Below are 13,552 nucleotides of genomic sequence, written 5' to 3'. Positions count from 1 at the left end.
ATGGAACCTGCGATTCAGATCATCGTCGATAATGCTGATGAACATCCAGAATTTCGTTACTACATCAAGCTAATGAAAAAAGCGGAGCGGAATCTTGAATCTCAGCCAGATATTTGTATCGAGATTTGTAAAGCTTTAATCGAAGGTGTATCCAAAACGATTATTCTCGATGCAAATCCAGAGGTAGATAAGAAAAAACTTAACAGTATGGACGTATCTCCACTCGCTAAATGGGCTTGTCAGTTACTTAAGCAGGATAACAACGTAATTGAAGATGAGTTTGCTAGGCGTGTAGCCTCAGTTGCTGAGTTTCTTGGAGTCTTAAGAAATGAGCGGGGCGATGTTTGTCATGGTAGGTCAGTGCCTAAACCTGTTCAAAGTAATAATAAACTCGCAGCAGTGATTTTTCAAATTTCTAGTGGCTTATTGACTTATATGCTTGATGGTTTTTTTTCGACCAAGAGTAATATGAGAGAGGCGATTGCCGAACTTGCGGTTGCAGTGGATCTCGAGAAGTCCGAAATGCTGGAGCTGGCAGAAGTCGATTACGAGGCTAATCAGGAATTTAATAGTTGGCTAGATGACCAGTATCCATATGATGGTAAGTTGAATTATAGTTTTGCACTGTATTCTTTATACTACGAAGATTACCTGATCAGGCTTACTACCTTCGATGAAAGCTTGGAAAGCGAGGAATTATGATTCAGTCTGAAGCTCAGCTTGAGTTAAGTCTAGTCGATCGCCTTGAAGGGTTGGGGTGGCAGCCAATTTCTTTATCCGACTCGAATACTCTTCATAACAATCTTAAGTTACAGCTAGAGTTACATAATGGGCTTCAGCTTTCGGATCATGAATTTTTACGGGTTGTAAATCACCTGTCGAAAGGTAACGTTTTTGAAAAAGCGACTATTCTTCGTGATCGCTATGCATTGATTCGAGATGATGAAAGCATATCTTACCTACAATTTTTCAATTCTCAGGAGTGGTGTCGTAACCGATATCAAGTTGCGACACAGGTAAGTCAGGCTGGTCACTCTCGTAATAGATATGATGTAACGCTGCTGATTAATGGACTCCCGTTAGTTCAGATCGAGCTCAAGCGCAGAGGCATGGAGCTAAAAGAAGCTTTTAATCAAGTCAATCGTTATCAGCACCAATCCTACGGTGCGAACAGTGCACTCTTTAACTATGTACAAATATTTGTAATTTCAAATGGAGTAAATACTAAATATTACGCAAATAATCGGGATCAAGACTATAAGCAGGCTTACTATTGGGCGCACGAAGATAACCGTCTAATAACTCAGTTGGATGAGTTCGCCGATGGGTTTCTCGAGAAATGTCATGTATCAAAAATGATCGCCAAATACATTGTGTTGCATCAAAGTGATCGGGTGCTAATGGTTTTGCGTCCTTATCAGTATTTTGCGGTTGAAGCTATTCTTGAACGAGTTAAAGTGGGTGCTAAAAACGGATACATTTGGCATACGACAGGCTCTGGTAAAACATTGACAAGCTTTAAAGCGGCTCAGCTGCTGCTCGATATTCCGAAAGTTTACAAGGTGATTTTCGTAGTTGACCGAGCTGACCTAGATTATCAAACAACAAAAGAGTTCAATTATTTTTCTGAAGGATCTGTAGACGGTACAGATAACACAAAAGCTTTAGTAGAGCAGTTGTCAGGTGATAATCGTATGATTGTTACCACTATTCAGAAGCTTAATAATGCAATAACTCGCGATCAGTATGATGAGCTTTTGAAAAGCTCTAAATCTGAAAGAATTGTATTTATTTTTGATGAGTGTCATCGTTCACAGTTCGGTGAAACGCACAAGAATATTGTAAAATATTTTCCTAGATCTCAAATGTTTGGTTTTACAGGTACGCCGATTTTTGCAGATAATGCTATCGGTAAGCGTACGACTAAAGATCTATTCCTAGAATGTTTGCATCGTTATGTGATCACAGATGCAATTAGCGATGAAAATGTGCTGAGGTTTTCTATCGAGTATTGGGGGAAATTAAAGCGTAAAGATGGCTCCTTAATTGATGAGGAAGTCTCGGGTATCAATACTAAGGAGTTCTTTGATAACCCTGATAGAATTGAAAGTACTGTTAATTGGATTATTGAAAATCATGGGCGTAAGACCAGAGATCGACAATTTGGTGCTATTTTTTGCGTAAGCTCGGTAGATGCTGCGATTCTTTATTATGAATGCTTCAAAGCTAAAGCTTTCGAAGGCGAGCACAATCTTAAAATTGCAACGATATTCACGTCATCTGCCAATGAGGAAGATGCAAGTGCTAATGGACTATTGGATGAGCCAAGTTTTGAATTTGCTACAGATAGTCCTGACGCCCAATATAGTCGGGTAAAACTGAGCGAGTTTGTCTCAGACTACAATACGATGTACTGCACTAACGAAAGCATTACTGAAGGGCGTGGATTTTATACGTATTATAAATCTCTTGCGAAACGGATGAAGGCTCGTGATAAAAAAGGGTTTATTACTTCGGATGGTTTAGATATTTTAATCGTTGTGAATATGTTCTTAACAGGCTTCGACTCCAAGATGTTGAATACGCTTTATGTAGACAAAAATCTCAAAAATCATGGCTTGATCCAGGCGTTCTCTCGAACCAACCGTGTCGTGGGGCAGGTAAAGTCCCAGGGTAATATAGTTTGTTTTCGTAATTTGAAGTCGAAAACTGATCAGGCAATCGAGCTGTTTTCGAATAAAGATGCTGTGGAGACAATACTTCTTGAACCTTACGAATATTACGTAAGTGAGTTTGACTTATCTCTTAAGGATTTAAGGTCGATTGCCCCTACGCCAGACGCGGTGAATGATCTGAAATCGGAAGGCGAGAAATTTTCGTTTGTTCAAGCATTTCGTAAGTTGATTAGGATTCGAAATGTTATGATTAGTTTTGTCGATTTCGAACCTAATAGTATTTCTATCAGTGCTCAGGAGTTTGAGGATTATAAAAGTAAGTACTTGGATATTCATGACCAAGTAAAACGTCCTAAGGATTTCGATAAGGTTTCTATTATTGAGGATGTAGACTTCGAGCTTGAGTTAATTCAGCGTGATGAGATAAACGTCGCTTATATTTTGCAGCTTATTGCCAGAGGGCTCGTCGGAGAGGCGTCAGGTGATTCGCTCATGCTCCAATCACGTAAAGATCAGATAACTCATTTGTTAAGCGCGGAAGCGCAACTGAGGAGCAAGAAAGCTTTAATTGAGGCTTTTATCGAGCGGCACGCGGGCACGTTGATTACTGACCAAGATCTTTCGCTTTCTTTCCAGATGTTTTGGGAGGAATCAAAAAAAGATGCAATTCTTAAGCTGTGTGCTGATGAGAATCTAGACCAAGGGCGGCTAACTGCGATGATGATGCGATATCAATTTACCGGCAAGCGGCCGTTGAGTGATGAGGTGATTTCTGCTTTGACAGTCAAACCTAGTATTTTACATCGAAAAACTATTGTTGAACGAGTCTCGCAGCAACTAGTTGAAATCATTGAGCGTTATGAAGATAACATCGGGAGCCTTGAAGTTCTTGAGGATTAGTTGCTAAAAATATTAGCTATTACCTGCTGGGGCATAAGAAGGAGAGGATTAAGTTGCATGGTGGTCCCACTGTAGTTGTTCGCTGCTGATCTTTTCTTCGGCAGAAATGGTTGGACACCATTAACGCCAATTGGTCATGTTTTGGTACGTTAATTAATCGACTAGAGGTCGTCGACATAGCGTTGCTGACCGAAAGCTGATTCAGTAAAGGTTTGGGCCAATTTTTAATCTGTACCAAAATGACTAGCGCAGCCAGCCTGGACTGTGGCACGTGCGACGCCAGCGTATGCAAGCAGGTGGTTAGTGCGCATGAGATATTCCAGCTGATGCAGTCACGTACAGTGCATGAGACGACACATTTCGTTTGTGTGGCGGAAATAGAGTAAGCGCTCCACAAACCCCGCCGATTTCCATCTGATTAATGCGCCCAGCTAAGCGACGCCATCACTATGCCTCAGCGCAGTGCATGGTAAAGATGTTAATGATCATCATTGATAGAGCGGCTTTTTCTTTGGGGCGGATGCAGTTCTGACTTAGCCTCCCAATCAACCCGCTTTGATGCCTGAGTCTGTAATTGACGTTTAAGATTTGCTTTTCCCGCCAAACCCTTCGATCAAGCGATCTTTGATCGCGCTGATCGGAGGGTTCACTCGCTTTTTTTCCCGAAGCCTCCGCGTTCCACCCTCCCATTTTCAAATTTGATTAACGCCACGCTTGCTTTCACCCGTCAGTAATTCCCTGCAATCTCTATCGAGCGCAGCGCCATTTCAGTGTGTGTGCGAATCTTTTCGTTTGGCGTGGATGTAGGTGTGGCGACAGCGGCGACGCCGGCGACAACCCATGCAGCACTGGGCCTGGAGCGTGGCGACAGAGGTGGCGACAGTCGCCACTTTCTGAGCGCTTTGGCCGTGACGCTTGACCGCCTTTTCGAGGGGGTATAAAAATTGGCGCACGGATCGCTGTTGTTGACAGCACCTGCCCAGGTAGCCAGAACTTTTAAGGCTACGCCACTTGCGTGGTGGTTCTTCCCCAAGTGCGATTAGCATCCGGCGGCTCGCATGGTCACTCCCCAAGAGTGATGGATGCCTACTCTACCAATCTGTCCACTGGGGCAGACGACGGACCTACCTCGCTGCGCTGCGGCAACCTCACCTTTCGGCACACATTGTTGCGCCAGACCTCGCCCGTCTCTTTCTCCTGGAAAGAGACGGGCGCTCGTACCACTGCTGCAAGCCACGTCGTACAGGGCACTGCCGCAACTCTCCTCGTGACAATCGGCCTGACAAATCCGATTCGTCGCCATCCGCAACGACACAGGCACCGGTGCCGCAGCCCATGGAAGTGCTGCACCTGACTGACAGTCAGGCATGCCCCAGGTGTCAAGGTCTTTGCCTTCTCCCCCCCAGGATCTCTAGCTGCCGAACTCGTCAGTCGGCACAGCCTCCACCCGCCCGCATTTTCTGATGCGTCTAAGGAGGCCAGATTCATGGGGTCATGCCCTTGCTCCCGGTCGTAAGGAGCCGTTCGTTCCGCGTCAGTGAACACCTCACAGGCCGCAGGGGCCTTGATCCCTGATAACACTCAACAGCCGTGGCGGAGTTACGTGAGGACAACCAGCAATGAACGAGGAGAGGGCCCATGCAGCAGTTAGATCCGAAGCTTGAACTACCACGACCGCCTCGACCGCTGGTTGAGTCGAATCCCGTTGCCCAGCCTTATCCGGTGCAGGCGCTGGGTGGGATTCTTGGGCCTGCGGTTGAGCGTATGGCCGAGGTCATCGGCGTGCCCCAAGCGCTGGCCGCGCAATCGGTCTTGGCCACCTCGGCGCTGGCCACCCAAGGTCATGCGGGCTTACAGCTCGACGGGAGACATTATCCCCTGTCGTTGTACCTGATCACCGTCGCCGCGTCAGGGGATCGCAAGACGGCGACAGATCGATGTGCCTTGCTGCCAGCACGGCTATGGGAGCGTGAACAGTGGAAGCGCTATCGTGAACAGCTCTCCCGGTACCGTGCCGCACAGCGACAAGCGCAGCGTATCAACCCTGCCGATCCCGCTCCCACAAACAGCGTACCGCTCGACGCGGAGCCTTCAGCCCCGAGGCTGATCACCACGGACCCGACGATCGAGGCCTTGATCAAAGGGCTCTGTCACGACCTGCCCAGCATGGGGTTGTTCTGTGACGAAGGCGGACAATTCCTCGGTAGCAGCACCATGAGTCGGGATAATCGTTTGAAAGCGGTCACGACCTTGTCGTCACTCTGGGATGGCAGTCCGATAGATCGCGCGCGCTCCATGGTTGGTGAAAGCTTGCGAGCCTACGACAGACGCTTGAGCCTGCACCTAATGCTGCAACCGTACTTGGCCATGCAGTTACTCAGTGACCCGTTGCTGCAGGGGCAAGGCATTCTAGGGCGCTGCTTGATGACCTGGCCCACCAGTCTAGCCGGGCAACGTAGCTACCAGGCTGTCGACTTGTCCAAAGACGCCGCCCTCAAGCGCTATCACCACCGCCTTTCGGCGCTGTTTCATCAGCCGTGGTCACTTACATCTGACGGTGCTCTGCAGCTATCACCGCTGACCCTCAGCCCGTTAGCCCGCCGTCGCTGGATTGATTTGCATGATGCTATCGAAGCTCAGCTGGGCGAGTTTGGTGAGCTGGCCAGCGTGCGGCCCAGCGGATCGAAGGCCGCCGATAACCTGCTGCGCGTCGCCGGAATTCTGGCAGTTGTGGAGGAGAGCAACGTCGTGGAGGTCGACCATATCCAACGGGCCTCGGCCTTAGTTGGCTACTACCTCACCGAGATCCAACGACTGACTGAGCAGGAACCAGTGTGTCGAATTAAGGAGGAGGCGGACCGACTGCTGCGCTGGCTCCAGGTCAAAGATTGGAAGCGCTTCAGTATTCGAGACCTGAACCGCAACGGTCCCCGGTTTGCCCGTAAGAGCAGTCGTCATGCCGCCAAGCTGTTGGTCGAGTTGATTGATCATCATTGGCTGATCACCGAAGGCCACACCTTCGAGGTGCGCCATGTTCAATCTTGATGAGGCGCTACGTAACCATCTGGCTCTGCGCAAAAAGGAGCCAAAAGCGCGATTTGTCGCCGCGTCTGTCGCCACTTTGTCGCCACGCTCAAAGCCAGGCAGGACAAGGGGTGTCGCCGCTGTCGCCGGTGTCGCCACCACCAGTAAAACTATCACCTCGATGACAGCCATTATTCAGTGGTTGAAAGAGGAGGGCGCGCATCTCTACGTCACTGACAACGCGCTGTGTTTTCGCCCGACTGATTGGGCTCAACTCGCCATCGTGAGCGCACACTGGCGAGCCCTTTTGCATGATCTCGCGACAGTCGATCAGGAACAGAAAAATGGCTCGGCTCGGTAAGCGGGCGGGGCGCAATTTCGGCTTCGGTCGCCAGCTTAGCTATGCTGGACCGCAAGCACTGAAAGACCTGTTTGGCGACGGCCATTTTGCTACCGTCAAAGCCCATAGTGATCGCTGGCAGGCGTTCGTGCATTGGTGTCGATCCGATGAAGGACCGAGGGTCAACGACGCGCGCCAGATAGACCGCAAGATCCTCATGCGGTACGCCGTCCACGTGCGGCAGCAGGTTGATCAGGGCAACCTCGGCGTTGCCACCGCGCAAAACCGACTCTCCAGCGTGAACCGAACGATGGCCGCGCTGCGCGGTGATCAGTACGTCAAAATCCCGAGTCCGAGTAAGGCGCTTGGCTTGCAGCGCTCAAGCCTGCGTAGTGAGGCTCCGCAAGGCCAAGACCGTGCGCAGGTCGAGTTGATCGCGCGGGCGCTGTCAGATAGTCAGCAATCGAGGGTGAGTGCCATTGTGCTCCTCGCCCGTGAGACTGGTATGCGCCTGCGCGAAGCGATCCTGGCCGATCTACCCCGACTGCAACGTGAGGTTCGGCAACTGGGCAAGATCAACATCCAGGATGGCACCAAAGGTGGTCGATCAGGGGCCTCTGCACCGCGCTGGATTACAGTAACGGATCAAGTTCGCGATGCCCTGGATTGGGCCAGCGCGACCTCACCCAATGGCAGCCGGAATTTGTTGGCGCCCGACGAAAGCTACAAAGTCTTTATGCAGGCAGTTGTGCGACCGGCACGGGACATCTTGCATGAGTATGGATTGAAAGGCTTTCATGAGCTGCGGGCGGCTTACGCCTGTGAGCGCTATGAGCAACTGACTGGCTTGAATACACCCATCAATGGCGGTCGTGTTCATCGAGACGATCGAGAGCTTGATCAGCATGCACGACAGCAGATCAGCCACGAGCTGGGACATAACCGCATCGATGTGGTGAGTGCCTACATCGGAGGTCGGCGATGACGTCCGAGTTCGACATAGCGTTGTTTCTGAGCCCTGTGCTCAAAGGTGCGCATGCCACGCGGCAGCGGCACATCAGGCAAGCAGAAAGGATGCACGAGGTGATTCGTGAACGCTGGGGTTGCGCGACGCCCTGGTCCTGGAGAGAAAAGCACGTGAGATGGTTTCTGGAGCACTATTTGCGGCGCTCAGCTCCAGCTACCATCTACTACTACGAGTTAACAGCAGGGTTGATCCGTCGTAGAAAGGCAAAAGTCGTGGTTGCCTGATAGATCTTTAAGCGTGAGCCCCTGAGTATGGGAATGCGGAGCCTTCCCATACTCAGGGGCTTGGCTGAAAAAGCGCAGGCATACCAGAGATCTGGCAACTGTCGTCACTCCTCTCGCCCTACTACACGACACGGATCGTAGCCGGTGGCGCACCCCTTTTGGATATTCAGCGAATCGGTACGACGTTGCGATCTCTAGTTTGATTGATGGCCGATGCCGACAGGCTGCCGGTGGCCGCCTTCTGGATATGTTCACTCCACCAAGCCATCATCGGACGCCGGCGTTCGATGTAATCCGTCCGGTTGTAGGCGCTACGAACTTCGTCCTTGTCGACATGCGCCAGTGCGACCTCGATCAGCTCCGGATCCCAGCCATGCTCATTCAGGATGGTGCTGGCCATCGAGCGCAAGCCGTGGCTGACTAGACGGTCCTGAAAGCCCATGCGCTTCAACGCCATGTTGGCGGTCTGGCTATTGGCATGGGTGCGGGGATTTCTATCAGAGGGGAACACGTACTCTCTGTTACCGCTGAGTTGCTTGAGCGTCTCCAGTAACGAAAGTGCCTGATCGGTAAGAGGGATTGTGTGCGGCCGACGCTTTTTCATGCGCTCTGGCGGAATGGTCCATATGCGCTTGTCGAAGTCGATATCTGCCCATCGTGTGGTGGCTGCTTCGGCAGGGCGGGTCATCGTGTGCAGTTGCCATTCGATTAGGCAGCGGGTCGTGCGCTTGATGCTGGCGTTCGCGATTTCCATCATGAGCTCGGGAAGCTCCTCAGGTGGTAGCGCAGCCATGTTCTCTTTCTTGGGTTTCTTGAACACCGCCCGAATTCCATTGAGGGGGTTCGCGAATATCAGCCCGGAGTTGACCCCGTAGGTCATGATCTCGTTGAGTCGTTGGCTCAATCGTTTCACGGTTTCGAGGCTCCCTTTGGCCTCGATTGGACGAAGGATCTTGATAACCATCGGAGCAGTGATTTGAGAGAGCGGCGTTGTTTTCATGCTTGGGAAAACATGAAGCGTCAGCGATCTCCAAATGTCTTCGGCGTAGGCTTTGGTTACGGAGTCTTTCTTCAGCTCGAACCAGGCCTTGGCCACCTTCTCGAACGTGTGTTCAGTTTCAGCGAGCTTGGCTTGCCGTATCTCATCGCGTTGGGTTTTGGGATCAATTCCCAGAGCGAGCAACTCACGTGCCTCTACGGCTTTCTTGCGGGCGTTGGCTAACGAGAGGTGTGGGTACGGGCCGAGCGCCATATTGATACGGCTTCTGGTTAACGGCTCGCGGTAATTGAAATTCCACATCATCGAACCGCTGGCGCGTACTCGAAGTTGCAAGCCATCGCCGTCGCTGAGGACGAAGTCTTTACCAGTTGCCTTGACTGCCTTGAGCTGGCGATCGGAGAGGCGAGTTGCGTTAGTAGGCATGGGGCTACCTCCAGCACCGTTTTGGTATCCTGAAAATAGCACCTGGTAGCCCGGGATACCACCTGGGATACCAAAGCGCCTGGAACTCAGAAAACGTTCAAAGCTCCCGATAGCCCTGAAACCCCCGTATTTACTGGATTTCAGGCACAAAAAAAGACGTCCGTGGACGTCTTTAGATGATGAAGTGGTGGAGCCGGGGGGATTTGAACCCCCGTCCGCCAGTACTCCGCTGTCGGTACTACATGCGTAGCCGTTTCTATTAAGTTAACCCTCAGCGACCCGAAGGGCAGGGTGCTTTGGGCGAGTTGTGTAAGTTTTAGCCGCTTCGTCCACAACGTACTGCACGGCGATTCTGTTCTATATGACAATCACTTTGGGTTTACAGACATCCCCTGGTGATTGCTGGACCCGAAGGTACCAGAAGCTCAGGTCTAAGGCTGCTTACGCAGCGATAGCGAATTCCTGGCCGTAGTTTTCGTCATTGGCAACTATAAGTAGTTGCAACAGTGGATTTACGAGTTCTGTTACCAACTCGGCATGCACCTAAAGTTTCGCGACCGGCGTCGAATCCTAAACGGCCCCGTGCTTGTAACTCGTTGTTTCATAGTGAGTGACAAGCCTGTGCAGTGTACGCCAAACGGTCACGGAAGGCCAACCCGAAGGTTGGCCCTGCGCTTATTGACCGCCTTTGTCCAGGTTCTGCAGGTCTTGCAGGGCCTTGGAGGTGATTTCGATGCACTTCTTGTCGTCACCGGCGGCGTGGGCAGCCTTGGCCTGGGAGACGGCTGTGTCGATTTCGCCGCTTTTGCTACTGGTGTCGGTGGCGAGCAGCGCTTTACCGTTGTTGATTTTGTCCAGGTTGATCTTGCACAGGTCGGGCTCGCCAGCAGCGAAAGCAGGGGAGGCCAACATCGCAGCGGTAATGAACAAGCCAGCAAGAGCGGAACGCTTCATAGGGTATCTCCTTGCGCAAAAAAGGCTCGACGCTGCTGGCGTTCATGGGCTGCCAGCGACATCACTGATGGGCCTCGTGCGTCGAGGCCTATGCAGATGACTACGCCAGCGCGCAGGGGTTCTGTTTTTTTGCGGGATTAATGGGCGCGGGCCTGGGTCACGCGATCCACGAGGTACACCAATCCGTGATAGTCGATGCCGCCATGCTGGCTCAGGCCGATCTCGCAGGTGCGGCTGGTGGAGATGCCTTCACTGCAATACTGCACTGCATCCTTGAGGGAGCGCAGCGAGTGGGCGTTGAGTTCCGGCGTGGTGAAACCTTTGTCGCCGGCAAACCCGCAGCAGTGAATGCCTTCCGGGATCACCACGGTTTTGGCACAGCGGCGGGCGAGGTCGATCAGGGCCTGGCTTTCTCCCAGGTGTTGGGTGCTGCAGGTGACGTGTACGGCGATCGGCGCTTCCTGGGGGGTGAAATCGAGACGGTCCATCAGGTGCGTGCGGATGAAACGTACGGGGTCGTAAAGGTCCAGGCGCGTTTCGCCGAGGTCTTGCACCAGGCGCAGGGTGCAGGGGCTGGTGTCGCAATAGATCGGGTCCAGGCCGCCGCGGCTGGCATGGAGCAGGGCGCCGATCAGTTCCTGGCGTTTGTGTTCTGCCTGTTCGGCGTAGCCTTTGGAAGCGAAAGGCTGGCCGCAGCACAGGTTGTCCTGGTTGTCGGGAAACACGACCTGGTAACCGGCTTTTTCCAGCAGGCCCTGGGTTTTTTCGTACAAAGACATCTGCTCTTTATCACCGGCCGCCGGGCCCATGGCGCGTGAGACGCAGGCCGCCAGGTAGACCACCCGTGGCCGCTCATCCGTCACCGCCGGGCTGAAACGAATGGCTTTTTCCGGTTGTGGCATGGCGTTGGTCCACTGCGGAATCTGTCCCTTGGACAACTTGGTCATGGTGGCCGACAGCTTCGCCAGGCGAGGCGCTCCCAGCAGCATGCGTGCACCATTGGCTACATGCAGGGTAAAGCGCGCACCTTGCAGTGCCGTGGCGAAATGGGTGGCCAGCCATTCGGCGGTTTTCGTACGGTCGGCGTCACGGCTTCGCAGTTTTTTCACCAGGTCGCCGGTATTGATTCCTACCGGGCAGCGCTGGGCGCATAGGCCGGTGGCGGCGCACGTGTCGATGCCCTGGTAGTGGTAGGCCGCTTCCAATTCGGTGGTGTCGACGCCGGCGCGTTTTTTCGCCTGTATATCTCGCCAGATCACGATGCGCTGGCGCGGGCTCAACGTCAGGCCCTTCGATGGGCATACCGGTTCACAGAAACCGCACTCAATGCACTTATCCACAAGCTCGTCGGCCGCAGGCAGCGGCTTGAGGTGCTTGAGGTGAATCTGCGGATCTTCGCTGAGCACCACATCAGGATTGAGAATGCCGTTGGGGTCGAGCAGGCGTTTGAGTTGCCACATCAATTGATAGGCGTCGCTGCCCCATTCCAGCTCCACGAACGGTGCCATATTGCGGCCGGTGCCGTGTTCGGCTTTCAGCGAACCGCCGAACTCCACGGCCACCAATTGCGCGACGTCATCCATGAACGCTTGATAGCGTGTGACTTCATCCGCGCTGTTGAAGCCTTGGGTGAACACAAAGTGCAGATTGCCTTCCAGGGCATGTCCGAAAAGGATGGCTTCGTCGTAGTGATGTTTGTCGAACAGTTCGATCAAGCGGTTCACGCCAATGGCCAGTTGCTCGACCGGGAAGGTGACGTCTTCGATGATCACCGTGGTGCCGGTTTTGCGTACAGCACCTACGGCAGGGAAGGTGTCCTTGCGGATGGCCCAAAGGCGGGCGTTTTCCACCGGGTCTTCGGTGAAGTCGACCTGTTTCTCCACCGGGAAACCGGCCAGCGACGCCATGATCAGCGCCAATTGTTCGTGCAGCAATGACGGCGATGCGGCGCGGGATTCAATCAGCAGGGCGCAGGCACTTTCTGACAAGTGCTGTACGAATGCGGGCATGCCCGGTTTGTTCTGCACCGAGCGCATGCTGCGTCGGTCCAGCAACTCGACAGCCGACACCGGTTGGGTTTTCAGGATGGTGACTGCGTTGCAGCAGGTCTCCACATCCGGAAACACGATCAACGCCGACGCCTTGTTCGGGTGGTCGATCACGGTGTCGTAGGTGACTGCGCTGATAAAACCGAGGGTACCCTCGGAGCCCACCAACAAATGGCTGAGGATATCCAGCGGTTCATCAAAATCCACCAGGGCGTTGAGTGACAGGCCGGTGGTATTTTTCAGACGGTATTTGTGGCGGATTTTTGCTGCCAATTCCGCGTTTGCCCGCGTTTCACGGCCGAGTGTGGCCAGGCGCTCGAGCAGTGCGCCGTGCTGTTCACGAAACGCCGTAACGCTGCTTGCGTCTTCTGTATCGAGGCGGCTGCCATCGGCCAGGACCAGACGAATTCCGGCCAGGGTGTGGTACGTGTTCTGCGCCGTACCGCAGCACATGCCACTGGCGTTGTTGGCGACGATTCCGCCGATCTTGCAGGCATTGATCGACGCCGGGTCTGGGCCGATCTTGCGCCCGAATGGCGCCAGCCAGGCGTTGGCCTGTGCGCCGATCACGCCGGGTTGCAGGCGGATCTGAGTGCCTTGCCCGCGAATCTCACGGCCGTTCCAATTGTCCCCCAGCACGATCAGTACCGAGTCGCTTATCGCTTGCCCGGACAGGCTGGTGCCGGCTGCGCGGAAGGTTACCGGCACACGTTCACGCTGGGCCAGTTGCAGCAGCGCCACCACTTCGTCTTCCGATTCGACGCGGATCACCAGTTGTGGGACCAATCGGTAAAAGCTGGCGTCGGTGCCGAATGCGAGGGTGGAAAGTGGATCGTCGAAACGTCGGTCTTGTGGGATCAGCTGTGCGACGTCAGCAAGGAAAGCGGCAGGCAGACTCATTGGTCCTCCAGGATCAGCACCCCCTGGGCGCCGTATT

At 53.1% G+C, this 13,552-nt stretch carries 9 protein-coding genes and 1 other RNA gene; 6 read left to right on the top strand and 4 right to left on the bottom strand.

What is annotated here, in order from left to right:
- The 6 genes from F6S08_RS27110 to F6S08_RS27085 all read left to right on the top strand — a co-directional run bounded on the left by F6S08_RS27110 (position 1) and on the right by F6S08_RS27085 (position 8,190).
- Entirely contained in the window at positions 1–702 is a 702-nt protein-coding gene (locus tag F6S08_RS27110) for a hypothetical protein (RefSeq protein WP_315872572.1), read from the top strand.
- A complete protein-coding gene (locus F6S08_RS27105; protein WP_315872571.1) occupies positions 699–3,575 on the top strand; it encodes a type I restriction endonuclease subunit R in 2,877 nt (958 codons plus the stop codon). The genes F6S08_RS27110 and F6S08_RS27105 overlap by 4 nt, the downstream gene beginning before the upstream one ends.
- Before the next feature lie 1,638 nt (positions 3,576–5,213).
- Positions 5,214–6,620, top strand: a complete 1,407-nt coding sequence (locus F6S08_RS27100) for a YfjI family protein (protein ID WP_315872570.1) — start codon at positions 5,214–5,216, stop codon at positions 6,618–6,620.
- The gene (locus tag F6S08_RS27095) at positions 6,607–6,960 is read left to right on the top strand and encodes a hypothetical protein (RefSeq protein ID WP_315872569.1); all 354 of its coding nucleotides are present in this window, start codon (positions 6,607–6,609) and stop codon (positions 6,958–6,960) included. The genes F6S08_RS27100 and F6S08_RS27095 overlap by 14 nt, the downstream gene beginning before the upstream one ends.
- Positions 6,944–7,924 (top strand): integrase domain-containing protein, encoded by a 981-nt coding sequence (locus F6S08_RS27090; protein ID WP_315872568.1) that lies wholly within the window; start codon positions 6,944–6,946, stop codon positions 7,922–7,924. Before F6S08_RS27095 ends, F6S08_RS27090 begins: the two co-directional genes overlap by 17 nt.
- Positions 7,921–8,190, top strand: coding sequence for a hypothetical protein (locus tag F6S08_RS27085; protein WP_072451312.1), 270 nt, complete (start codon positions 7,921–7,923; stop codon positions 8,188–8,190). Before F6S08_RS27090 ends, F6S08_RS27085 begins: the two co-directional genes overlap by 4 nt.
- A gap of 166 nt (positions 8,191–8,356) precedes the next feature.
- Here the strand turns inward: F6S08_RS27085 and F6S08_RS27080 are convergent, their stop codons facing one another.
- The 4 genes from F6S08_RS27080 to F6S08_RS27065 form a co-directional block, all read right to left on the bottom strand.
- The gene (locus tag F6S08_RS27080) at positions 8,357–9,613 is read right to left on the bottom strand and encodes an integrase domain-containing protein (protein WP_315872567.1); all 1,257 of its coding nucleotides are present in this window, start codon (positions 9,611–9,613) and stop codon (positions 8,357–8,359) included.
- 185 nt (positions 9,614–9,798) lie between these two features.
- Positions 9,799–10,195, bottom strand: a transfer-messenger RNA (tmRNA) gene (gene ssrA, locus F6S08_RS27075).
- Between the two features lie 93 nt (positions 10,196–10,288).
- The gene (locus F6S08_RS27070) at positions 10,289–10,567 is read right to left on the bottom strand and encodes a hypothetical protein (protein ID WP_315872566.1); all 279 of its coding nucleotides are present in this window, start codon (positions 10,565–10,567) and stop codon (positions 10,289–10,291) included.
- A 137-nt stretch (positions 10,568–10,704) separates the two neighbouring features.
- Complete coding sequence (locus F6S08_RS27065; protein WP_315872565.1) at positions 10,705–13,515, bottom strand: FAD-binding and (Fe-S)-binding domain-containing protein; 2,811 nt, start codon at positions 13,513–13,515, stop codon at positions 10,705–10,707.
- Between the last annotated feature and the right edge of the window lie 37 nt (positions 13,516–13,552).

This window comes from Pseudomonas sp. JV449, assembly GCF_032424295.1.
Lineage (GTDB): Bacteria > Pseudomonadota > Gammaproteobacteria > Pseudomonadales > Pseudomonadaceae > Aquipseudomonas > Aquipseudomonas marginalis.
This window is presented reverse-complemented; position numbering and strand designations above follow the sequence as displayed.

Coding starts and splice junctions, on each gene's coding strand:
- F6S08_RS27080 (WP_315872567.1), bottom strand. CDS start 9,613: ATGCCTACTAACGCAACTCGCCTCTCCGATCGCCAGCTCAAGGCAGTC.
- F6S08_RS27085 (WP_072451312.1), top strand. CDS start 7,921: ATGACGTCCGAGTTCGACATAGCGTTGTTTCTGAGCCCTGTGCTCAAA.
- F6S08_RS27070 (WP_315872566.1), bottom strand. CDS start 10,567: ATGAAGCGTTCCGCTCTTGCTGGCTTGTTCATTACCGCTGCGATGTTG.
- F6S08_RS27100 (WP_315872570.1), top strand. CDS start 5,214: ATGCAGCAGTTAGATCCGAAGCTTGAACTACCACGACCGCCTCGACCG.
- F6S08_RS27090 (WP_315872568.1), top strand. CDS start 6,944: ATGGCTCGGCTCGGTAAGCGGGCGGGGCGCAATTTCGGCTTCGGTCGC.
- F6S08_RS27065 (WP_315872565.1), bottom strand. CDS start 13,515: ATGAGTCTGCCTGCCGCTTTCCTTGCTGACGTCGCACAGCTGATCCCA.
- F6S08_RS27110 (WP_315872572.1), top strand. CDS start 1: ATGGAACCTGCGATTCAGATCATCGTCGATAATGCTGATGAACATCCA.
- F6S08_RS27105 (WP_315872571.1), top strand. CDS start 699: ATGATTCAGTCTGAAGCTCAGCTTGAGTTAAGTCTAGTCGATCGCCTT.
- F6S08_RS27095 (WP_315872569.1), top strand. CDS start 6,607: ATGTTCAATCTTGATGAGGCGCTACGTAACCATCTGGCTCTGCGCAAA.